Genomic DNA, 21,255 nt, shown 5'->3' on the forward strand with positions numbered 1-21,255 from the left:
ACCGCCGACGAGCACAGGATCGCGATGTGGGGGACGCCGCGTCCGCTCAGCCTGACCAACCGCGTCGGCGCCTCGCCCCGCTCGGCGAGCACGAACAACATGCGCGACGCGGTGTAGAGACCGGAGTTCAGGCAGGACAGCACCGCGGTCAGCACCACCGCGTTCATCACCTGATCGGCGCCGCCCAGCCCCATGTGTTTGAGCGCGGCCACGTACGGCGAGGCGCCGACGCGGTTGGTCAGGCTGAGCGGACGCGGCGTCCCCCACATCGCGATCCTGTGCTCGTCGGCGGTCGGATTCGGATGCGTGATCATGGCGCGGGTCGCGCCCAACACGGTGTTTTTGTTCCTGCTCAACTCGTCGGGCGCCATCATCTTGTTCGTCTACTGGCTGATCGCGTGCTCGCAGATCATCCTGCGCCGCCGCACACCCGCCGAGAAGCTGACGGTGAAAATGTGGTGCTACCCGGTGTTGTCGATTCTCACGCTGGCCGCAATCACCGTCGTGCTGGTGCAAATGGCGTTCGACCGCACGGCGCGCAGCCAGCTCTGGCTGAGCCTGCTGTCCTGGGCGGTGGTGATCGGGCTGTATTTCCTCGCCCGCTCCCGCGGCCGCATCCGGGTGTCTTCGGGGGAGTAGGTCTTTCTCGAAAGCGCTAGCACATGCGCTATCGAATTCCGGAGTCACACAACGGCTGAGCTCGGGTCACCCCGCGTGCGCGCCGGTGTGGCTCCTCAGCAGACCGAGCCGCTGCAGATCGGTGACGTATTTGTCGATCAACGCCTCGGTCACGTGCGGCACGTCGTTGTCGTTGCCGATGCCCGCGGATTGCACTGCCGCACGGAACTTTTCGGCCGGCATACCGGTGCCCTGCGTCGGCTTACCGGGCTTCGCGTAGGCGCTCATCAGCGGCAGCAGCGAGTTCTTGCGCTGGTTGTCGGGCAGCGCCTGCATCGCCTCGGTGAAGCGGCCCAGCCACTGCTGATAATCGTCGATGCGCTCGATCTGGTGTCCGTCGGCGATCAGCCAGTCGACGAAGGTGTCCAGGGAGATGCCGTCGTCGTGGGTGTTGAGCACGTTGTAGGTGTGGTAGCCCTGCCGCGCGCTTGCGCCGAGGGTGGTGATGGCCGCCGCGGTGAAATCGGCGGGTAGCCCGTCGTAGTGGGCGCGCTGCGGGTTGCCGGCCGCGTCGAGCGGATAGAACGAACGCGGCGCGAGCCCGGTGGCCACCACGCTCAGGATCAGCCGGGTGAACATGTCGGGCACGTTGAGCTGACCCGCGAAGTCGCTGTGCGCCAGGATCATGTCGGACCGGAACACCGCCACAGCAACGCCGCATAGGTCGTGGGCCTCCCGCAGCAGCACCTCGCCCGCCCATTTACTGGTGGCGTAACCGCTGGCATACGACTCGTCGAGGGACCGGGAGGGGCTCGCCGAGCGCACGTCGACGTCCTCCCCGATGAAGCTGCCGTCGGGCAGTGTGGTCACCGCTACTGTGGAGATGTAGTTGATCGGCTTGAGCCGCTTGGTGATCGCGAGCTTGATGATCTCGGCGGTGCCCACCACGTTGGGGCCGAACAGCTGGCTGTAGGGCAGCACGTGGTTGACCAGGGCGGCCGAATGCACGACGAGGTCGACCGTCTCGGCCAGTCGCTCGTAGGTGGGTGTGTCCAGGCCGAGGTTGGGCGCCCCCACGTCGCCGACGAGCACCCGCAGGTGCCGGTCGGCCAATTGCCGGAAGCGGTCGGACAATTCGGCGTCACCGCTGTCGATCGCGGCCTCGATGCGCTGACGTCCGGCGGTCGGGTCGGCGCCGCGGGCCAGGCAGATCACCGTGCCGCCGCTCGGGGCCAGGCGCTCGAGCCAATCCAGGCACAAAAAGCGCCCCAGGTAGCCGTTGGCTCCGGTGAGAAGCACGGTGTTGATCTCGCCCGTCGCAGCCGGGAGCCCGGGAGCGGCGGCCAGCGTGTCGGCGTCGATGAAAGCGTCCAGCGTCAGGTCCTCGGCGCGCGCCTGGGTGGCGCCGCGCCCGTGCACCGACGCGAACGTCGGCCGCGTCGACGCCGACGTGCGTTCGCCGTCAACGAAATTCGCGACGGTGGTCAGGTTCGCGGTGGGGCTGACGATGGTCTGCACCGGCACATCGATGCTGAAGATCTCGGACAAGAGCGTGGCGAAGGAAAAGGCGGACAGCGAATCACCGCCGAGCTCAATGAACTTCGCGTCGGCGCGTAGCGCGGTGTCGGCCGGCAGGCACAGGGTGGCCGCGGCCGCCCGCCGGACCGTATCGATGGTGGGCAGCTCGCGGCTGGCGGCGCGCAGTTCGCCGAGTTGGTTGCCGTGGCTGGCCTCGATGTCGTCGTACATCGCGTCGAGGCGTTCGCCGTAGCGCGCCTTGAGGGCCGGGCGCAGCAGCTTGCCCACCCCGGACAGCAGCCCGTTGTCCCGGGTGAAACGTTGTGGCTCCAACAGAAAGTCGCGCGGGATCTCATACGGGTGCAGGTGGGCGTCCGCGGCGATCCGTTGCAGCGAGTCGGCGATCAGGGCATGGGCGTCCCCGTCGCCGATCGCGTCGGTGTTCGGCACGATCACCGCGAGCAGGAACGGCTGCTCGCTGCTGCCGTAGAGGAAAATCTGCCGGATGTACGGGCTCGTCGAGAAGGTGGCCTCCAGCTGGGAGACTGCGACGAACTCGCCCTGCGAGAGCTTGATCACGTTGTTGCTGCGATCCAGATACACCAGGTGGTCGGGCCCCAGCTCGGCCATGATGTCGCCGGTCTTGTAGAACCCCTCGTCGTCGAAGATCTTCGCCGACAGCTCCGGGTGTTTGAAGTAGCCGGGAATCACGTTGGCGGCCTTCAGGCGTAGCTCGCCGCGCGGATACGGCTTGTCGGTGGTCAGGTAGCCCAGCTCGGGGACGTCGACCAGCTTGTAGTCGGTCACCGGTGGGCGCCGGATCCGGCCGCTGCGCATGATGCCGCCGCCGGTCTCGGTGGCCCCGTAGCCGTCGGCCACCGGGATGTCGAGCAACGATTCCATGAACGCATGCATCTGCTTGGACAGCGGGGCGCTGCCGCACATCGCCGAAATGACCCGCCCGCCGATGAAGTCTTGGCGCAGTTCGGCTTTCACCGCCTCGTCGAGCTGCTCGCCGGAAAGCTCACCGCCGGCGCGCTGGTCGAGCTCTTTGCGGTAACGCCGAAAGAACATGTCGCACACCCGCGGAACCAGGTTCAACGCCGTGGGCCGGACCAGGCCGATGTCGTCGAACAGGGTGGACATGTCGCTCTTGGCGGCGAAGTAGCCGATGCCCCCGGAGGACAGCGTGGCGATCAGCCACTCCAACCCGTACACGTGCGACAGCGGCATGTACTGCAGGTGGATCGCCGGGATCAGCCTGCCGATGTCCACCGATGGACTGTGCGGTCGCTGCCAGGTCCGGGTCATCATGTCGGCGGTGTACATGGCGCCCTTCGGCGCGCCGGTGCTCCCCGAGGTGTAAATGAGTGTGGCCAAAGGGTTTTCGCCATCGGCGGGGACGAACGCCGGAGGTGGTGGGAGCCGGCGGCCCGCGTCGAGTTCAGTGGACAGCGACACCACCTCGGCGCGGTGCCCGGCGTCGCGCAACCGCGCGCGGGCGTGGTCGTAGTGGCCGCGCTGTTCGTCGTCCTCGCTGGTGTAGTCGAACACCACCAGACGCTCGAGGAAGGGCGCGTCGACGACGACGTCGACCGCGGTGCCCAGGGATTCGACGCTCACCGCGAGGATGCGGGGTTGCGTCTCGGCGACGATCGGGCCGAGCTGGGCCGCCGTGGAACTGGTCTGCAGCGGCACGAACACCGCGCCCAACCGAATGCACGCCAGGTAATGCACGACGTAGTCGATGCTGGTGAAACCCAGGACCGCGACGAAATCGCCCGGCGCGAAACCGCCGGCCAGGCCGGCCTGCCACGCCGCGGCCAGCGCCGCGACCCGTTCCCCGAGCTCGCGGTAGGTGATGGTGTCGAATCCGGACAGCAGGGTGGTCGCCGCGCGGCCGGTCCCCGGATCGCGGACCACCTCGCAGCAGCGCTGCCCCAGCGCCGGCCGGTCGGCATAGCCGCGCAGATAGGTCTCGACCACCTCGGCCAGCCGCAATCCCGGGTGATGCGCGGCGTCGGTCACCTCCGGTGATGACGCGGCGGCCCGAAACTGCGGGTCGTTGGCGTACAGCTGCTCGACGCGCTCGGTCAGTCGCTGGTCGCGGCCCGGGTCGGTGACGGTCTCGGTCATCGGCGGCTTCCTCTCATCCCGGCGTCTGCCGCAGCCGTATACCCGTCCTGGCTGTGCCCAGTCAGTGCCATTGCCGTTCGATCGACTTGATCAGCGCGGTCAGCGTCGCGTTCACCGGCGCGGCAACGCCCACCCGAGCGCCCTGGCGTGGCACCGCGCCGTTGATGACGTCGATCTCGCTGACCCGGCGCGCCTCGTGGTCCAGCAGCGCCGACGGTTTGGCGTCGGGCATGTGCGCGCCGAAGGCGCGAACGTGTTCGACCGCGTCGGTGACGGCGACGGCGATGCCCGACGCCCGCGCGACGGTCCATGCCTCGGTGGCGGCCGCCTGGCTGACCGGCGCCATGTCGGGGTCGTCCATCACCTGCCCGACGGTCATGCCGGTGAGCGCGCACGGGGCGCTGTAGGCGGCGTTGCAGATCAGCTTCTCCCACTGCATGGCGGCGATGTCGGTGACCGCGGCCGCGTCGAATCCGGCCTCGGTCCAGGCCCGCGCGATAGTTTCGACGGTCGCGTGCGGCAGCGACGAGTACGCCCCGAACCGCATCGCCTTCATGGCGTTGTGGCGGACGTGGCCGGGGGCCACGGTCGCCGCGCCGAATCCGCTGGCGATGCCGACGGCGACCCGCTGGTCGCCGACGATGCCGGCCACAATCTCCGCCGAGCCCAGCCCGTTCTGGATGGTCAGCACCGGTGTGCCCGCACGCAGCATCGGAAGTGCTTGCTGCGCACCGGTTCTCACGTCGGCGGCCTTCACGGCGAGCACGATCAGATCCATCGCCTCGTCCGGCGCGGTGGTGCTGGCCCGCAGCGGCACCACCCGGTCGTAGCCGGGGCCGGTGACCCGCAGGCCGTGCCGGGCGATCCGATCGACGCTGGGCTGGTGGCGGTCGATGGCCAACACGTCGTTGCCCGCCGCGGCCAGTCTGGCCGCATAGATGGAACCCATGGCGCCGCAGCCGATTACCGCGATCTTCATCCGCACTCTCCGTCTCAGGTGGTCAGCTCGGCGATCAATTCGGCCACGCCGGTCTTCTGCTCGAGGCCGAACCCCGCGGCGTCGCTCGGCGAGATCCGGCCCGCCGTCAGCGCGCAGGCATCGGGGTAGCCGCCGAACGGCGCGAACACGCCGGGGTAGGCCTCGCAGCCGCCCAGGCCCAGCCCGGCGGCGATGTGCAGGTTGATCAGGTGACCGCCGTGCGGGAACGCGAAGGCGCGATCGAAGCCGTGGGCCGCCGCGATGTCGAGCATCCGGAGGTATTCGGTCAGTCCGTAGCTCAGTCCCGGATCCATTTGGAAGACATCGTGATCGGGCCGCATCCCGCCGTAGCGCACCAGGTTGGTCACGTCCGGCACCGAGAAGAGGTTCTCGCCGGTGGCCACCGCGCCGTCGTAGCATTCGGTCACCGCCCGGTTCAGCGCGTAATCCAGGGGATCGCCCGGCTCTTCGTACCAGCGCAGGCCGTAGGGGCCGAGCGCGGCCGCCCACCGGGTTGCCTCGTCGCGGTCGAACCGGCCGTTCGCGTCCACCGCGACCCGTCCGGCGTCGCCGACGATGCCGATGACGGCCTCGATGCGCGCCAGGTCCTCCGCCAGCGGGGCGCCGCCGATCTTCATCTTGACCGCCTCATAGCCCGCGTCGAGATAGCCGCGCATTTCGCGGCGCAGCTGTTCGACACCGCCGTGGGCGTAGTAGTAGCCGCCGGCGGCGTACACCGGCACCGACGGCGCGGGCGTTCGTCCGGCGCGGCGGGCGATGGTCACGCAGGCCGGCTCGTCGCGCAGCTTGGCGTTCAGGTCCCAGCAGGCCAGTTCCAGCGCGGCCGCGGCCGCGGCCCGGTCCCCGTGACCGCCCGGCTTCTCGTCGGCGAGCGCACACGCCAGGACCGCGGCGGGATCCAGCCATCCGGACCCGTCCAGCAGCTCGTCGGGGGAGGCCGCCAGCACCCGCGGGATCATCCGGTCGCGCAGGATCCCGCCCTGGGCGAACCGCCCGATCGAGTCGAAGGCCACGCCCACCACCGGCCGCCCGCGCCGGACCGCATTGGTGATCACCGCGACCAGGGAGACCGTGTGGCGGGAGAAGTCGACCACCGCGTTGGCGGGGCCGCCGCGCCGACCGCCGTCCAGGCCGACGGACCGTTCGACGATCGCCGTGATCCGCATCACCTGGTGGTCAAGCAGCCCGCGGCAGTCGCATACCGCTATCCAACTCGGGGCGCCGGGCCAGGACAACCCACCCGTCGACGCGGAGTGGGTCTACTGTCGTCTGATGGGAGAGGCAGCGGGTAACGAGGCCGCCCGGCGCGCCGAGGAGCTGCTGCGCAGGGGGGAGGAGTTGTCCGCGGGCAAGGCCATCACCGAGGACGACGTGCGGCGAGCCGCCGAGCACGCGCAGCGCTCCCACGAGCGCGACCAGACGGCACACCGGCGCGGTGTGCAGCGTCACTACCAGGCCGGTGTCGCGCACGAGCGCGCCGCCGAAGTCGAAGAGCGCGCGGTCGCCGAGCGGCTCGGCGATGTCGAGGCGCACCGGCGTGCGGCGGAAAAAGAACACGAGGCCGCGCGCCGCAACTTCATCGCGGCGCAGGAAGCCGGCGAGCAGGACGCCGATTAACCCGGCCACCGGGGACCGCGCCGTCCTCCCATAGCACGTTCTGCTACACCCTGTAGTGGATTGTCGCGCGCGGGCTGGGACACTGGTCGTCATGGGAAGCAGTGACCAGGCGACCGCGCACGCCACCGGGGCCCGCCGGGCTACGGCGGCGTCGGAACGGTTGTTCGAGGATGCCTGCGCCGTCATTCCCGGCGGGGTGAACTCGCCGGTCCGCGCGTTCACCGCCGTGGGCGGGACGCCGCCGTTCATCACCGAGGCGCGCGGCTGCCTGCTGACCGACGCCGACGGCAACCGTTACGTGGACCTGGTCTGCTCGTGGGGGCCGATGATCCTGGGACACGCCCACCCGGCCGTCGTCGACGCCGTCGCCAAGGCGGCCGCGTCGGGCCTGTCGTTCGGGGCGCCCACCCCGGCCGAGAGTGAGCTGGCCGCCGAGATGATCGCGCGGGTGGCACCGGTCGAACGGATCCGGCTGGTCAACTCCGGCACCGAGGCCACCATGAGCGCGGTGCGGTTGGCCCGCGGCTTCACCGGCCGGGCCAAGGTGGTCAAGTTCTCCGGCTGCTACCACGGCCACGTCGACGCGTTGCTGGCCGACGCGGGCTCCGGGGTGGCGACGCTGGGCCTGCCGTCCTCGCCCGGAGTCACCGGTGCGACGGCGGCCGACACGATCGTGTTGCCCTACAACGACATCGACGCCGTGCGGCAGACCTTCGCCCGCTTCGGCGACCAGATCGCGGCGGTGATCACCGAGGCCAGCCCCGGCAACATGGGCGTGGTCCCGCCCGCGCCCGGCTACAACGCGGCGCTGCGCGCGATCACCGCCGAGCACGGCGCGCTGCTGATCGTCGACGAGGTGATGACCGGCTTCCGGGTCAGCCGAAGTGGTTGGTATGGAATCGATCCCGTCGACGCCGACCTGTTCACCTTCGGCAAGGTGATGAGCGGCGGGCTGCCGGCCGCCGCGTTCGGCGGGCGCGCCGAGGTGATGGAGCGCCTCGCCCCGCTGGGCCCGGTCTATCAGGCCGGCACGCTCTCGGGTAACCCGGTGGCGATGGCCGCCGGGCTGGCCACCCTGCGCAACGCCGACGCCGCCTCCTACGCGACGCTGGATGCCAACGCCGACCGCCTGGCCGGGCTGTTCTCCGATGCGCTCACGAATGCTGGTGTGGCACACCAGATTCCGCGTGCCGGCAACATGCTCAGCGTGTTCTTCTCCGAGACGCCGGTGACGGACTTCGCGTCCGCACGGGCCACCCAGACGTGGCGCTATCCGCCGTTCTTCCACGCGCTGCTCGACGCGGGCGTATACCCGCCGTGCAGCGCCTTCGAGGCCTGGTTCGTCTCGACCGCGCTGGACGACGCCGCGTTCGACCGCATCGCACACGCCCTGCCCGCCGCGGCCAGGGCCGCCGCGCAAGCCGAGGAGGGCAAGTCCTGATGGCCGAGCAGACCCGGGTGCACGTCGTGCGGCACGGTGAGGTGTACAACCCGAGCGGCATCCTCTATGGCCGCCTACCCGGATTCCACCTCTCCGACAACGGCCGCGCGCAGGCGGCCGCGGTGGCCGATGCGCTGGCGCACCGCGACATCGTCGCGGTGATCGCCTCGCCGCTGCAACGGGCCCAGGAGACCGCCGCGCCCATCGCCGCCAAGCACGGGCTGGCCGTGGACACCGACCCGGATTTGATCGAATCGGCGAACTTCTTCGAAGGCCGCCGCGTCAGCCCCGGCGACGGCGCCTGGCGCGACCCGCGCGTCTGGTGGCAGCTGCGCAACCCGTTCCGCCCGTCCTGGGGTGAGCCGTACGCCGAGATCGCGGCCCGGATGCAGACGGCGGTGGACAAGGCCCGCGCCCGCGGGGCCGGCCACGAGGTGGTGTGCGTCAGCCACCAACTCCCGGTGTGGACGCTGCGGCTGCACGTGACCGGCCAGCGGCTGTGGCACGACCCGCGGCGGCGGCAGTGCGGCCTCGCGTCGGTGACCACCCTGGTCTACGACGGCGACCGGCTGGTCGACCTCGAGTACAGCGAACCGGCGGCGTCTTGATCAGCTGGATACGACGGGCGATGGCCGGGGCCGTGCTGGTGGCGCTGGTCCCCGGCCTGCTCGGCGGCTGCTCCTCGGGGCACGACGCCGTCGCGCAGGGCGGCACCTTCGAATTCGTCTCGCCCGGCGGCAAGACCGACATCTACTACGACCCGCCGTCGCGCCGCGGGCGCCCCGGACCGCTGTCCGGGCCCGATCTGGCCGATCCCGCGCACACGCTGTCGCTGGACGACCCGATCTTCGCGGGCCGGGTCGTGGTGATCAACATCTGGGGGCAGTGGTGCGGGCCGTGCCGCGCCGAGGTCACCCAGCTGCAGCAGGTGTATGACGCCACCCGCGGCGCCGGGGTGTCTTTTCTCGGCATCGACGTCCGGGACAACAACCGGCAGGCCGCGCTGGACTTCGTCAACGACCGGCAGGTGACGTTCCCGTCCATCTATGACCCGGCGATGCGCACCCTGATCGCGTTCGGCGGCAGATACCCCACCACCGTGATCCCGTCCACGCTGGTGCTGGACCGCCAGCACCGCGTCGCGGCGGTCTTCCTGCGCGAACTGCTGGCGACCGACCTGCGGCCGGTGGTGCAGCGGCTGGCCGGCGAGGATGCGCCCACCCCGGCCAAGGCGGGGCCGGCGCAGCGATGACCGGACTCACCCAGATCGCCGCCGCCGGACCGCTTCTGGTGGCCCTCGGTGTGTGCCTGCTGGCCGGGCTGGTGTCCTTCGCCTCGCCGTGCGTGGTGCCGCTGGTGCCGGGCTATCTGTCCTACCTGGCCGCGGTCGTCGGCGTCGATGAACAGCCGCCCGCAGGAGCCGTCAAAGCGCCGCCGGGCGCCCGGTGGCGGGTCGCGGGGTCGGCGGCGTTGTTCGTCGCCGGGTTCACCACGGTGTTCGTGCTCGGCACCGTCGCCGTCCTCGGCATGACGACCACGCTGATCACCAACCAACTGGTGCTGCAGCGGGCCGGGGGAGTGCTGACCATCGTCATGGGCCTGGTGTTCGTGGGCCTCATCCCGGCCTTGCAACGCCAGGCCCGGTTCAGCCCGCGGCAGCTGACGACGGTTGCCGGCGCGCCGCTGCTGGGCGCGGTGTTCGCGTTGGGCTGGACGCCCTGCCTCGGCCCGACGCTGGCCGGCGTGATCACCGTGGCCTCGGCCACCGACGGCGCCAGCGTGGCGCGCGGAATCGTGTTGGTGATCGCCTACTGCCTGGGGCTGGGCACCCCGTTCGTGCTGCTGGCATTCGGCTCGGCGGGCGCGGTCGGCGGGCTGAGCTGGCTGCGCCGGCACACCCGGGCCATCCAGATCTTGGGCGGTGTCCTGCTGATCGCCGTCGGCGCGCTGCTGGTGACCGGGGTGTGGAACGACTTCGTCTCCTGGCTGCGCGACGCGTTGGTCTCCGACGTCAGGTTGCCGATTTGAGACGCCTCCTGGCCTGGGGCCGCAACACCTGGCGCGCGCTGACTTCGATGGGCACCGCGCTGGTGCTGTTGTTCCTGCTCGCCCTCGGCGCGATCCCGGGGGCACTGCTGCCGCAGCGCAACCTCAACGCCGGCAAGGTCGACGACTACCTCAAGGCGCACCCGGTGATCGGCCCGTGGCTGGATCGGTTGCAGGCCTTCAACGTCTTCTCCAGCTTCTGGTTCACCGCCATCTACGTGCTGCTGTTCGTGTCCTTGGTCGGCTGCCTCACCCCGCGGATGATCGAGCACGTCCGCAGCCTGCGGTCCACCCCGGTGGCCGCCCCGCGCAACCTGTCCCGGCTGCCCAAGTACTCGCACCGGCAGATCCAGGCCGGCGCCGAGGAGCTGAACGCCCTGGCCAACACCCTGGCCGGGCGGCTGCGCGGCTGGCGCACCGCCATCCGGCACCGCGAGGCCGGCGACGCGGCCGCCCCGGACGCCGTCTCAGAGACAGTGGAAGTGTCCGCCGAAAGGGGCTACCTGCGCGAGTTCGGCAACATCGTCTTCCACTTCTCGTTGCTGGGGCTGCTGGTCGCGGTGGCCGTCGGCAAGCTGTTCGGCTACGAGGGCAACGTCATCGTCATCGCCGACGGCGGACCCGGCTTCTGCTCGGCCTCGCCGGCCGCGTTCGACTCGTTCCGGGCCGGCAACACCGTCGATGGCACCTCGCTGCACCCGCTGTGCATCCGGGTCGACGACTTCACGGCGCACTACCTGCCCTCGGGGCAGGCCACCTCGTTCGCCGCGCACATCGACTACCAGTCCGGCGACGACCTGAGCACCAACCGCTGGCGCCCTTACCAGCTGGAGGTCAACCACCCGCTGCGGCTCGGCGGAGACCGGGTGTACCTGCAGGGGCACGGCTACGCGCCCACCTTCAGCGTCACCTTCCCGGATGGGCAGATCCGCTCGGCGACCGTGCAGTGGCGGCCTGACAACCCGCAGACCCTGCTCTCGTCGGGCGTGGTGCGCATCGACCCGCCCGCCGGCAGCTATCCCAACGCCGCCGAACGCCGCAACCACGAGATCGCCATCCAGGGTCTGCTGGCGCCGACCGAGCAGCTGGACGGCTCGCTGCTGTCGTCGCGCTTCCCGGCCCTGGACGCCCCGGCGGTGGCCGTCGACATCTACCGCGGCGATACCGGGCTGGACACCGGGCGGCCCCAGTCGCTGTTCACCCTGGACCCCCGCCTGATCGAGCAGCACCGGTTGACCAAGGAGAAGCGGGTCAATCTGCGTGCGGGACAGTCGGTGCGGATCGATCAGGGGCCGGCGGCGGGCACGGTGATCCGCTTCGACGGCGCCGTGCCGTTCGTCAATCTGCAGGTCTCGCACGACCCGGGCCAGACCTGGGTGCTCGTCTTCGCCATCACGATGATGGGCGGGCTGGTGGTGTCGCTGCTGGTGCGCCGCCGCCGGGTGTGGGTCCGTCTGACGCCCGACGCCGGCGGGTCGCCCGGTACGGTGAACGTCGAACTGGGTGGCCTGGCGCGCACCGACAACTCCGGTTGGGGCGACGAGTTCGAGCGACTGTCCGATCGGCTGTTCCCCGCAAGCGGGTGGTACCCCCGCACCGGGCCGGAAGCCCCCGACGCCGCAAGCGCCGCGACGCCCACCGCGTCCGGCGGCGACGCGACACCCGCAGCGTCCAAAAGGAGTTCTGAGGTGGACGTCAAATGAATACGGTGCACGTCAACATCGAGCTGGCGCGCTACTCCGACTGGGCGTTCACGTCCGCGGTGGTGGCTTTGGTGATCGCCCTGCTGTTGCTGGCCTTCGAGCTGGCCTATGTCGGGGCCCGAGCCGGCGGGCGCCGCGCCGATCAGCGCGCCCGGGTGCTGGCCGGCGCCGTCAGCGCCGACTCCGCCGCCCCCGGGGTGGTCGAAGAGGCGATCCAGCGCCCGATCGACGAGCGCGTCGGTCGGGCCGGGCTGGCCGTGGTGTACCTGGGCATCGGGCTGCTGCTGGCCTGCCTGGTGCTGCGTGGCCTGGCCACGCTGCGGGTGCCGTGGGGCAACATGTACGAGTTCATCAACCTGACCTGCCTGTGCGGGTTGATCGCCGGGGCGGTCGTGCTGCGCCGCCCGCAATACCGCCCGCTGTGGGTCTTCCTGCTGCTGCCGGTGCTGATCCTGCTGACGGTGTCGGGTCGCTGGCTCTACACCAACGCCGCGCCGGTGATGCCCGCGCTGCAGTCCTACTGGCTGCCCATCCACGTGTCGGTGGTCAGCCTGGGGTCGGGGGTGTTTTTGGTGGCCGGCATCGCCAGCATCCTGTTCCTGCTGCGCACGTCGCCGGTGGCGGACCCTGAACGCGGGACGCACAGCGCGCTGAGCCGGCTGGTGCAGCGGTTCCCGGACGCCCAGACGCTGGACCGCATCGCCTATCGGACGACGATTTTCGCTTTTCCGGTGTTCGGCTTCGGCGTCATCTTCGGGGCCATCTGGGCCGAAGAAGCCTGGGGCCGATATTGGGGCTGGGATCCCAAGGAGACGGTGTCCTTCGTCGCCTGGGTCATTTACGCCGCCTACCTGCACGCCAGGTCGACCGCGGGATGGCGGGACAGGAAAGCCGCCTGGATCAACGTGGCGGGGTTCGTGGCCATGGTCTTCAATCTGTTCTTCGTTAACCTGGTCACTGTCGGCCTGCATTCTTATGCGGGTGTCGGGTGACGGTGTAGAACCGGCCCGAATAGGAAAAAACGGGAAAAACGCACAACAAGGGGGAGTGCAGTGACCGAGCATCCAACGACGGGCGTGGGGTCGCCCGAACAACCGACCACGCAGCTACCCCCACAGGCACCGTCGACGGCAGGCCAGCAGGAGACCGCCCAACCGCAGGCCGAGTCCGGCGGTGACGCCCCCACCCGCGCCTTCGCCGGATTCCGCACCGAACGCCGCGTCCCCGGCCCCGAACGTCAGCCCGCCGCGCCGCCCACGGCGCCCCGGCCGGGCGGGATGCCGCCCTGGGACTCCACGCCGGTGACCGGCATCCCGCGCGTCGACCCCACGGCGTACGGCGCCTACTACACCGGCCCGGACGCGCCGCCCACCCAGATTCAGGGGGCGCCGCAGCGCCCGGAGCACCTGCCGCACACGCCGTACCCGGAACTGTCCACCGGCATGCTGCTGCGCCCGGTCGCCCCGCCGCCGTCCGACGGGTGGCGGCTGCTGCTGTTCAAGCTGTCCGGCGGGCTGATCAACCTGGGTGAGAGCCCCCGGGCCACCCGGTACAACAACCTGGTCGCCCAGGTGAACCGGCCCCTGCGGGGCTCCTACCGGGTGGCGTTCCTGTCGCTGAAGGGCGGCGTCGGCAAGACCACGATCGCCGCGACGCTGGGCGCCACCTTCGCCTCCATCCGGGGCGACCGGGTGGTGGCGGTGGACGCCAACCCCGACCGCGGGACGCTGAGCCAGAAGATCCCGCTGGAGACGGCCGCGACAGTGCGCCAGCTGCTGCACGACGCCGGAACCATCGAGCGCTACAGCGACGTGCGCCGCTACACCTCCAAGGGGCCGAGCGGCCTGGAGGTGCTGGCGTCCGAGACCGACCCCGCCGTCTCGGAGGCGTTCAGCGCGCAGGACTACGAGCGGATCCTGGACATCCTGGAACGGTTCTACGGCCTGGTGCTGACCGACTGCGGACCCGGGCTGCTGCACTCGGTGATGAGCTCGGTGCTGCAGAAGGCGGACGCGCTCATCGTGGTCAGCTCGGCGTCCATCGACGGCGCCCGCAGCGCCTCGGCGACGCTGGACTGGCTGGACGCCCACGGCCACGAGAACCTGGTCCGCAATTCCATCGCCGTCATCAACGGGGTGAAGCCGCGCCCGGGCAAGGTCGACATGAACAAGGTGATCGACCACTTCTCCCGGCGCTGCCGTGCGGTTCAGCTGGTGCCGTTCGACCCGCACCTCGAAGAGGGGGCCGAGATCGAACTGGACCGGCTCCGGCGCGGGACGCGCGAGGCGCTCACCGAGTTGGCGGCCATCGTCGCCGACGGGTTCCCCGGCGACCAGCACAACCCGGGAGTGCTGGGTTAACCGGGTTCAGCGCGGATTGTCGCCGTGACCCAACCGCCGCAGGAAATCCGGATCGTCGTCGGGCCCGATGACGCGCGTCTTCGGCCGGTGGGCCTGCGATCGCGCCGCACGCCAGCCGACGTAGATCAGCGTCCCCAAAATCACGACGAGCAGCAGGTAGAGCACTCAACACCTCCTTCGGGCGAATATACCCGCGCCGTAGGCTCGGCTTGTGTCACAAGAAGCTAGCGACGACAGCACCGGGACCGCGCCGGACCCCGCCGCGAACGAGGGCGCGGCGCCGCCCGCCGGAAACCGCGTCGCCGGACCCGTGTTGGCGTACATGGCGGCGCGGGTGCTGCTGGCGGCCGCGCTCACCGGCGTCATCTATGGGGTGGCCCGCGCGGCGGGCATCAGCCAGTTCCCGATCGTGGTGGCCGTGCTGTTCGCCCTGATCATCGCGATGCCGTTGGGCATCTGGGTGTTCGCCCCGCTGCGCCGGCGCGCCACCGCCGCGCTCGCGATCGCCGGGGAACGACGCCGCCGCGAGCGCGACCTGCTGCAGGCCCGGCTGCACGGGGACGCCCCGCCCGGCGGCGTCGGCGACCGGGCCGGCGACCAAGAATCAGGGCGCGGCTAGCCGTTCGGCAGCCGCACCACCTGCGCGGCGTAGCTCAGGCCGGCGCCGTAGCCGAGCAGCAGGGCCAGATCGCCGGCCTTGGCCGCCCCGGTGCTCAGCAGTTCGGCCATCGCCAGCGGAATGGACGCCGCCGAGGTGTTTCCGGTGTGCTCGATGTCGTTGGCCACCACCGCATCCGGGCGCAGCTCCAGGCTCTTGGCCAGCACCTCGTTGATCCGGCTGTTGGCCTGATGCGGCAGGAAGACGTCGATCTCGTCGGGCCGCACCCCCGCCGCGTCCATGGCCTGGCGACCGACCTTGCCCATCTCGAACGCCGCCCACCGGAACACCGCGCTGCCTTCCAGCCGCAGGTATGGGCGCTCGCCGGTGCGGTTGTCCAGGAAGTCGATCCATTCGATGTCCTGGCGGATGGCGGTGGCCTGCGCACCGTCGCTGCCCCAGATGGTGGGCCCGATGCCCTGGTCGGGCGTCTCGCCCACCACCACTCCGGCCGCGCCGTCGGCGAAGATGAAGCAGTTGCTGCGGTCCGTCATGTCCACCGTCGGGGACAGCTTCTCCGAGCCGAGCACCAGCACCTTGGCGGCCGTCCCGCCGCGCACCATGTCGGCGGCCACCCCGAGCGCGTAGCCGAAGCCCGCGCACCCCGCCGAGACGTCGAACGCGGGCACGCCGCCCGCACCCAGCGCGGTCGCGACCGCCGGCGCGCACGCGGGGGTCTGGGTGAAATGGGTGCTGGTGGCGACGATGACGCAATCGATGTCGGCCGGCTCGAGGGACGCCTTGGCGATGGCTTCCTGTCCGGCGGCGGTCGCCATGGACGTGACGGACTCGTCGCGCCGGGCGAAGCGGCGGGTCTTGATTCCGGTTCGGGTGAAGATCCACTCGTCGGAGGAGTCGATGTTCTCGCACAGCTCGTCGTTGGTGACCACCCGCTCGGGGCGGTATGACCCCACACTGAGCAAGCCGATGTTCGTGGGCCCGCTGGTCGCGGCAATCCTGTTCATTGCGGTCCTCCGCTGTCGCCGAGCAGACGCAAAGGTACCCCAGAAGCGCCGCGCTCGGAGGTCTTTGCGTGCACTGTGGGTCGCCCTTACGTAGTCGTTAGGTAGTCACCGTCAACGCCGTCGCCACCGCGACCGCCCACACCACCATCGCCAGCCCGGTGTCGCGCAGCACCGGGATCAGCTCGGGGCCGCCGCGGCCCGAGCGCACCGGGGCCGCCGCGCGCAGCGCCAGCGGGGTGGCCACCAATCCGACGGCGCACCACGGTGTCGCCAGCATGAGCACCAGGGTCAGCACCCCCGCGGTCCCCAGCAGCGCCTGGTACAGGATCCGGGTGCGCGCATCGCCCAGCCGCACCGCCAAGGTGACCTTGCCCGAGCGGGCATCGGTCGGGATGTCCCGCAGGTTGTTGGCCACCAGCACCGACGAGGACAACGCCCCGACCGACACCGCCAGCACCAGGCCCACCCAGTCCACCCGCAGCGCCTGGGTGAACTGGGTGCCCAGCACGGCGACGAGCCCGAAGAATAGGAACACGGCGACCTCGCCGAGACCGGCGTAGCCGTAGGGTTTCGACCCGCCGGTGTACAACCACGCCCCGGCGATGCAGGCCGCGCCGACCGCGACCAGCCACGGCGCGCTGTACAGCGCGAGCGCGAGCCCGGCCAGCGCGCCGACGGTCAGGCTGGCGACCGCGGCGGACAGCACCGCGCGCGGCGCCGCCAGCCGCGAGCCGACCAGGCGCACCGGGCCGGCCCGGTCGTCGTCGGTGCCGCGGATGCCGTCCGAGTAGTCGTTGGCGTAGTTGACGCCGATGGTCAGCGCGAGCGCGACGGCCAGCGCCAGCAGCGCCTTCCACCACACCGCCGATCCCAGCCATCCCGCCGCCCCGGTGCCCGCGACCACCGGTGCCACCGCGTTGGGCAGCGTCCGCGGCCGCGCGCCCGAAATCCACTGCCCGAAATTGGCCACACGAACATCCTGCCAGGACGCGGGCCCGCGGTCGGCGGGCCGCACCGGCGATCGCCCGAGGCGTCATGCACCACAATGGTCGGATGCTCGGAGTCATCGGTGGCAGCGGCTTCTACACCTTCTTCGGATCCGACGCCCGCGACGTCACCGTCGACACTCCGTACGGTTCGCCGAGCGCGTCGGTCACCGTCGGCGCCGTGGGTGACCACGAGGTGGCCTTCCTGCCCCGCCACGGCGCCAAGCACGAGTTCTCCGCGCACACCGTGCCGTATCGCGCCAACATGTGGGCGCTGCGCAAGCTCGGCGTGCGGCGGGTGCTCGCGCCGTGCGCGGTCGGCAGCCTCCAACCCGAACTCGGCCCCGGCGCCGTCGTGGTGCCCGACCAACTCGTCGACCGCACCCGGGGCCGCGCCGACACCTATTTCGACTCCGGCGGCATCCACGTCGACTTCGCCGACCCGTACTGCCCGGCGCTGCGCGACGCGGTGACCGGCCTGCCCGACGTGCCGCGCGTCGTTGATGGCGGCACCATGGTGGTGATCCAGGGTCCGCGCTTTTCCACCCGCGCCGAAAGCCGCTGGTTCGCCTCGGCCGGTTTCTCGCTGGTCAACATGACCGGCTACCCGGAGGCGGTGCTCGCCCGTGAGCTCGAAATGTGCTATGCGGCAATCGCTTTGGTGACCGACCTGGATGCCGGCGTGAGCGCCGGCGAGGGCGTGAAGGCCGTCGAGGTGTTCGCCCAGTTCGAGAAGAACGTCGAACTGTTCAAGACGCTGGTGCGCCGGGCCATCGCCCGCATCGCCGCCGACCGCAGCTGCACGCACTGCCTGCCGCACGCCGGCGTCACCCTGCCCATCGAGCTGCCGTGAGGGTGCTGCTGACCGGGGCGGCCGGCTTCATCGGTGCGCGGGTCGACGCCGCCCTGCGGGCGGCGGGACACGATGTCGTCGCCCTGGACGCGTTGCTGCCCGCCGCGCACGGCCCGAATGCGGTGCTGCCGCCCGGATGTCAGCGCGTCGACGTGCGCGACGCCGACGCGCTGGCCCCCCTGCTGGCGGGAGTGGACGTGGTGTGTCACCAGGCGGCGATGGTGGGCGCGGGCGTGGACGCCGCCGACGCCCCCGCCTACGGCGGGCACAACGACCTGGCCACCTCGGTGCTGTTGGCGCAGATGTTCGCCGCCGGGGTCCGCCGCCTGGTGCTGGCCTCGTCGATGGTGGTGTACGGGCAGGGCAGCTATGACTGCGAGCGGCACGGGCCCGTGGATCCGCTGCCGCGGCGACGGGCCGACCTGGACGCCGGGGCATTCGAGCACCGCTGCCCGCTCGGCGGCGAGGAACTGCGCTGGCGCCTGGTCGACGAGGATGCCTGCCTGCGGCCGCGCAGCCTGTACGCCGCCAGCAAGACCGCCCAGGAGCATTACGCCCTGGCCTGGGCCGAGGCCACGGGCGGCTCGGTGGTGGCGCTGCGCTACCACAACGTCTACGGCCCCGGCATGCCGCGCGACACCCCCTACTCCGGGGTGGCGGCGATCTTCCGCTCGGCGCTGGAAAAGGGTGATCCGCCAAGGGTTTTCGAGGACGGCGGGCAGATGCGCGACTTCGTCCACGTCGACGACGTGGCCGCCGCCAACGTGGCGGCCACCCAGCCACGCGACGGTTTCACCGCGGTCAATGTGTGCTCGGGACAACCCATTTCGATTCTTCAGGTGGCCGGCGCGCTGTGCGACGCGCGCGGCGGCTCGCTGTCCCCGGTAATCACCGGGCAGTATCGCAGCGGCGACGTGCGCCACATCGTTGCCGACCCGTCCCGGGCCGCCGAGGTGCTGGGTTTCCGCGCGGCCGTCGCGCCGGGGGACGGGCTGCGCGAATTCGCCTTCGCCCCGCTTCGGTGAGCGCTAACCCTGCGGCGGGCGGTAGATCTGCGGCTTCTGCGCGGCGATCTGCCGCGTTCCGGTGTCGTCGCCGCGGAAGATGCGGGGCCCGCCCGCCAGCGGGGGTATCTCGGTGGTCGGCGGTTCGTGGTCCGCGCCGGGTCCGCCGCTGGGGATGCGGGTGGTCGCCGCGGCCGACGGGCCGGCGCCCTGCGCGACGGGGACCCGGGTGGTCGGCGCCGCCGCGTTCGCCGCGGCGGCGCGCCTGCGGGCGGCGCGGCGGGCCAGCCGCCGGCCGCTCAGCTGGCCGGTGACGATGGCCGCCGCCAGGATGCCCAGCGCCAGGCCGCACAGCGTCACGTCGAAGGTGCTGGTGATCTGCTGGGCCAGGTTGTTGCCGTAGACCGGATGCAGCGCAGGCGAATTCGGTGAGTCCGCGAACCGCGGCGCCAGCTCGACGCCCACGATGACACGGGCGACGCTGAGCGCGGCGACCAGTCCGCACAGCGAGGTGACCATGCGCGCCGACAGGGTGGCCAGCCTGCGGCGCAGCCAGATCGTCAGCACCGCGGTCACCAGATCGAACGCGGCCAGCACGATGCTGTCGTACCGCGAGAACGGGTAGTTCAGGATCACGCCGACGACCAGGTCGGTGATCCGCATCGCCATCGACCCCACACACCAGATGGCGATGAGCAGCAAGCCATTTCGGGTCGTTTCCCGCCACGCGGATTCCTCCGTCGGCGAGGCGTTGCGGTGCCCGAACAGCGCCCGCGGCACGAACAGCGCCGCCCCGGCCGTCCACGCCAGGTAGCCCTCGAACCCGACTCCGGCGGTCGACGTGTTCTGCGCGATGCCGTGGAACGCGTCGAGGTCACGACCGGCGGGCAGGAACCACACCAGGATCCCGGCGGCCAGCGTCGAGGCGCCGAGCGCGATGGTGGTCAGCCGGCTCGCCCGGGTGCTGCGCAGCAGCCACCTGGAGGCGACCAGGACGGCGACCAGCGCCACCACGCCGTACACCACCGCGGTCACGATCACGGCGATGTTCTGCTTGCCGAATTCCTGCGCGCCGCCGGTGCTTTGCAGCGCGTACCGCACCCGCCAGTACAGGTTGAAACCAAAGCTGAGCACCGCCGCGAGCATGGACAGCGCGCCGATCACCCGCGCCGATCTGTGCCAGCCGGTGGACTCGTCGCCCGCCGGAACCGGTCCGGCGAGCGCGCCCGCCGGCACCGCCTGGGCGCTCAACAGCGCGCCGGCCACGCCGGCCCACGCCCCCGGACCGACGCCGCCCGGCACGTTGACCGTGCCGCCGAAACGGACGGTCTCGTAGGCGTCGAACACCACGAAGCCGAGCACCAGCAGCAGGTAGGGGACGTTGAGCGCCAGGCGAAGCCGGGCGGCCCGCGCCGGGTTGAACCGCGCGCCGGCCGAGCGCCAGGAACCGGCCAGGGCGACGGCGGCGACGGCCAGCACCGTCACCACGATCAACACCGCCGCCCACGTCGCGCTGCTGTCCGGGATGCCCAGGCCGAAGTAAAGGTTCCACGGCAGGAACAGCGCGAGGACCAGCAAAGCCACCGCGGCCAGGTCGCCGGCGACGTGCCGGTAGCGCTTCGGGTCCGCGGTCACCGGCCCGCTGCCGCCCGTGGCGTGTGGGCGGATGATCCGGGTGGCCGGCGCTTGCTGGGCCTGACCGCGGATCGGGCCGGTAGGGGTGTCGTCGCTGCTCTGGCTCACCATGCCCCCAGGGATTCAAGGACCGATATTCGTGGCGCGGTTTCGGGTGTTCGGCCGGGGCTCACCCCGCCGAGCCGAGTGCACTGCTCGCTTGCGAACATATTCTCCGTTCGGATGCCGTGGCAGTGGCTCAGACCGGCTGCCGGGGCGGAGACGATTCCGCGGCGAGGCGTCCTGTCGTTCGAAAAGCTGGTTACGCTGCGCTAGTAGACGAAGCTTGTCGCCTGAATTATCAACGGTATCGCAAGTGTAGTGATGCCGGGACATGCTGGTTGCGGGGTAGCCGGGGTGAAGGAGAAGCGGGATGGACGTCGTTCTGGGGGTCGCGGTCACCGGCCCCGTCGCCCGCTTGGCGCTCGTCGGGCCGGGCGCGCAGGGGGAGGTGATCGATCAATCCGTCGTCGACCTCGCTGACAACCCGATCGGGACGCTGACTGAGACCGTGGTCGGCACGAACCGGCTGCTGGCCGACGAGAACCACCGGCTGATCGGCACCCGGGTGTGCTGGCCGGACAACCCGGCCGCCGACCGGCTGCGGCGGGCGCTGGAGGATTCCGGCGTCCACAACGTGGCGGTGCTCTCGGAGTCGCAGGCGGTGGCCGCCCTG

The 21,255-nt window shown here is 70.9% G+C and carries 18 protein-coding genes and 3 pseudogenes; 13 read left to right on the forward strand and 8 right to left on the reverse strand.

What is annotated here, in order from left to right; all coding sequences use genetic code 11:
* A pseudogene (locus tag A5622_RS11430) lies at positions 1-314 on the reverse strand (hypothetical protein); the annotation flags it as partial.
* Here A5622_RS11430 and A5622_RS11435 point away from each other — a divergent pair.
* Positions 214-639 (forward strand): annotated as a pseudogene (locus tag A5622_RS11435) (GABA permease); the annotation flags it as partial. The pseudogenes A5622_RS11430 and A5622_RS11435 sit on opposite strands and share 101 nt — an antisense overlap.
* Positions 640-705: 66 nt before the next feature.
* On the opposite strand, the gene car reads toward A5622_RS11435, so the two are convergent.
* The 3 genes from car to A5622_RS11450 all read right to left on the reverse strand — a co-directional run bounded on the left by car (position 706) and on the right by A5622_RS11450 (position 6,438).
* Positions 706-4,272 (reverse strand): carboxylic acid reductase, encoded by a 3,567-nt coding sequence (car, locus tag A5622_RS11440; RefSeq protein WP_066878571.1) that lies wholly within the window; start codon positions 4,270-4,272, stop codon positions 706-708.
* Positions 4,273-4,333: 61 nt separating this feature from the next.
* The gene (locus tag A5622_RS11445) at positions 4,334-5,251 is read right to left on the reverse strand and encodes a ketopantoate reductase family protein (RefSeq protein ID WP_066878574.1); all 918 of its coding nucleotides are present in this window, start codon (positions 5,249-5,251) and stop codon (positions 4,334-4,336) included.
* A 14-nt stretch (positions 5,252-5,265) separates the two neighbouring features.
* The gene (locus tag A5622_RS11450) at positions 5,266-6,438 is read right to left on the reverse strand and encodes an enolase C-terminal domain-like protein (RefSeq protein ID WP_066878576.1); all 1,173 of its coding nucleotides are present in this window, start codon (positions 6,436-6,438) and stop codon (positions 5,266-5,268) included.
* A 106-nt stretch (positions 6,439-6,544) separates the two neighbouring features.
* On the opposite strand from A5622_RS11450, the gene A5622_RS11455 reads away from it, so the two are divergent.
* From A5622_RS11455 to A5622_RS11490, 8 genes are all read left to right on the forward strand, one after another.
* Positions 6,545-6,889: a hypothetical protein gene (locus tag A5622_RS11455; protein WP_066871692.1), complete on the forward strand. Its 345-nt coding sequence runs from the start codon at positions 6,545-6,547 to the stop codon at positions 6,887-6,889.
* Positions 6,890-6,980: 91 nt separating this feature from the next.
* Positions 6,981-8,330, forward strand: coding sequence for a glutamate-1-semialdehyde 2,1-aminomutase (gene hemL, locus A5622_RS11460; protein ID WP_066878578.1), 1,350 nt, complete (start codon positions 6,981-6,983; stop codon positions 8,328-8,330).
* On the forward strand, positions 8,330-8,938 hold the full coding sequence (locus A5622_RS11465) for a histidine phosphatase family protein (protein WP_066878580.1): 609 nt from the start codon (positions 8,330-8,332) through the stop codon (positions 8,936-8,938). The genes hemL and A5622_RS11465 overlap by 1 nt, the downstream gene beginning before the upstream one ends.
* 20 nt (positions 8,939-8,958) lie before the next feature.
* The gene (locus tag A5622_RS11470) at positions 8,959-9,582 is read left to right on the forward strand and encodes a TlpA disulfide reductase family protein (RefSeq protein WP_066871701.1); all 624 of its coding nucleotides are present in this window, start codon (positions 8,959-8,961) and stop codon (positions 9,580-9,582) included.
* On the forward strand, positions 9,579-10,358 hold the full coding sequence (locus tag A5622_RS11475; RefSeq protein ID WP_066878582.1) for a cytochrome c biogenesis CcdA family protein: 780 nt from the start codon (positions 9,579-9,581) through the stop codon (positions 10,356-10,358). The genes A5622_RS11470 and A5622_RS11475 overlap by 4 nt, the downstream gene beginning before the upstream one ends.
* Positions 10,359-10,405: 47 nt before the next feature.
* Entirely contained in the window at positions 10,406-12,079 is a 1,674-nt protein-coding gene (locus A5622_RS11480; protein WP_066878596.1) for a cytochrome c biogenesis protein ResB, read from the forward strand.
* Positions 12,076-13,071: a c-type cytochrome biogenesis protein CcsB gene (ccsB, locus tag A5622_RS11485; protein WP_066878584.1), complete on the forward strand. Its 996-nt coding sequence runs from the start codon at positions 12,076-12,078 to the stop codon at positions 13,069-13,071. Before A5622_RS11480 ends, ccsB begins: the two co-directional genes overlap by 4 nt.
* 60 nt (positions 13,072-13,131) lie before the next feature.
* Positions 13,132-14,439, forward strand: coding sequence for a MinD/ParA family protein (locus tag A5622_RS11490; protein WP_066871709.1), 1,308 nt, complete (start codon positions 13,132-13,134; stop codon positions 14,437-14,439).
* A gap of 6 nt (positions 14,440-14,445) precedes the next feature.
* On the opposite strand, the gene A5622_RS29120 is transcribed toward A5622_RS11490, so the two are convergent.
* Entirely contained in the window at positions 14,446-14,604 is a 159-nt protein-coding gene (locus A5622_RS29120) for a hypothetical protein (RefSeq protein WP_112709269.1), read from the reverse strand.
* Between the two features lie 157 nt (positions 14,605-14,761).
* Here A5622_RS29120 and A5622_RS11495 point away from each other — a divergent pair, with 157 nt between their 5' ends.
* A complete protein-coding gene (locus A5622_RS11495; RefSeq protein ID WP_156752928.1) occupies positions 14,762-15,058 on the forward strand; it encodes a DUF4229 domain-containing protein in 297 nt (98 codons plus the stop codon).
* On the opposite strand, the gene A5622_RS11500 is transcribed toward A5622_RS11495, so the two are convergent.
* Positions 15,055-16,062: a beta-ketoacyl-ACP synthase III gene (locus A5622_RS11500; RefSeq protein ID WP_066878587.1), complete on the reverse strand. Its 1,008-nt coding sequence runs from the start codon at positions 16,060-16,062 to the stop codon at positions 15,055-15,057. The genes A5622_RS11495 and A5622_RS11500 overlap by 4 nt on opposite strands.
* A 97-nt stretch (positions 16,063-16,159) precedes the next feature.
* Positions 16,160-17,032, reverse strand: coding sequence for a 1,4-dihydroxy-2-naphthoate polyprenyltransferase (locus A5622_RS11505; protein WP_066878598.1), 873 nt, complete (start codon positions 17,030-17,032; stop codon positions 16,160-16,162).
* An 83-nt stretch (positions 17,033-17,115) separates the two neighbouring features.
* On the opposite strand from A5622_RS11505, the gene A5622_RS11510 reads away from it, so the two are divergent.
* Together A5622_RS11510 and A5622_RS11515 are read left to right on the forward strand one after the other, a co-directional pair.
* Positions 17,116-17,901 (forward strand): S-methyl-5'-thioadenosine phosphorylase, encoded by a 786-nt coding sequence (locus tag A5622_RS11510; protein ID WP_232002943.1) that lies wholly within the window; start codon positions 17,116-17,118, stop codon positions 17,899-17,901.
* Positions 17,898-18,926: an NAD-dependent epimerase/dehydratase family protein gene (locus tag A5622_RS11515; RefSeq protein WP_066878592.1), complete on the forward strand. Its 1,029-nt coding sequence runs from the start codon at positions 17,898-17,900 to the stop codon at positions 18,924-18,926. The genes A5622_RS11510 and A5622_RS11515 overlap by 4 nt, the downstream gene beginning before the upstream one ends.
* A 3-nt stretch (positions 18,927-18,929) precedes the next feature.
* Here A5622_RS11515 and A5622_RS11520 read toward each other — a convergent pair whose 3' ends face one another.
* On the reverse strand, positions 18,930-20,651 hold the full coding sequence (locus A5622_RS11520) for a hypothetical protein (RefSeq protein WP_066878594.1): 1,722 nt from the start codon (positions 20,649-20,651) through the stop codon (positions 18,930-18,932).
* 301 nt (positions 20,652-20,952) lie between these two features.
* Between A5622_RS11520 and A5622_RS11525 the strand changes: the two are divergent.
* Positions 20,953-21,255, forward strand: a pseudogene (locus tag A5622_RS11525) (hypothetical protein); the annotation flags it as partial.

Source organism: Mycobacterium sp. 1245801.1, from assembly GCF_001673055.1.
GTDB lineage: Bacteria > Actinomycetota > Actinomycetes > Mycobacteriales > Mycobacteriaceae > Mycobacterium > Mycobacterium europaeum_A.

Bases quoted from the DNA above. Each gene is read 5' to 3' on its own strand.
- car (WP_066878571.1), bottom strand. From the start codon at position 4,272: ATGACCGAGACCGTCACCGACCCGGGCCGCGACCAGCGACTGACCGAG.
- A5622_RS11445 (WP_066878574.1), bottom strand. From the start codon at position 5,251: ATGAAGATCGCGGTAATCGGCTGCGGCGCCATGGGTTCCATCTATGCG.
- A5622_RS11450 (WP_066878576.1), bottom strand. From the start codon at position 6,438: ATGCGGATCACGGCGATCGTCGAACGGTCCGTCGGCCTGGACGGCGGT.
- A5622_RS11455 (WP_066871692.1), top strand. From the start codon at position 6,545: ATGGGAGAGGCAGCGGGTAACGAGGCCGCCCGGCGCGCCGAGGAGCTG.
- hemL (WP_066878578.1), top strand. From the start codon at position 6,981: ATGGGAAGCAGTGACCAGGCGACCGCGCACGCCACCGGGGCCCGCCGG.
- A5622_RS11465 (WP_066878580.1), top strand. From the start codon at position 8,330: ATGGCCGAGCAGACCCGGGTGCACGTCGTGCGGCACGGTGAGGTGTAC.
- A5622_RS11470 (WP_066871701.1), top strand. From the start codon at position 8,959: ATGGCCGGGGCCGTGCTGGTGGCGCTGGTCCCCGGCCTGCTCGGCGGC.
- A5622_RS11475 (WP_066878582.1), top strand. From the start codon at position 9,579: ATGACCGGACTCACCCAGATCGCCGCCGCCGGACCGCTTCTGGTGGCC.
- A5622_RS11480 (WP_066878596.1), top strand. From the start codon at position 10,406: ATGGGCACCGCGCTGGTGCTGTTGTTCCTGCTCGCCCTCGGCGCGATC.
- ccsB (WP_066878584.1), top strand. From the start codon at position 12,076: ATGAATACGGTGCACGTCAACATCGAGCTGGCGCGCTACTCCGACTGG.
- A5622_RS11495 (WP_156752928.1), top strand. From the start codon at position 14,762: ATGGCGGCGCGGGTGCTGCTGGCGGCCGCGCTCACCGGCGTCATCTAT.
- A5622_RS11500 (WP_066878587.1), bottom strand. From the start codon at position 16,062: ATGAACAGGATTGCCGCGACCAGCGGGCCCACGAACATCGGCTTGCTC.
- A5622_RS11510 (WP_232002943.1), top strand. From the start codon at position 17,116: ATGCTCGGAGTCATCGGTGGCAGCGGCTTCTACACCTTCTTCGGATCC.
- A5622_RS11520 (WP_066878594.1), bottom strand. From the start codon at position 20,651: ATGGTGAGCCAGAGCAGCGACGACACCCCTACCGGCCCGATCCGCGGT.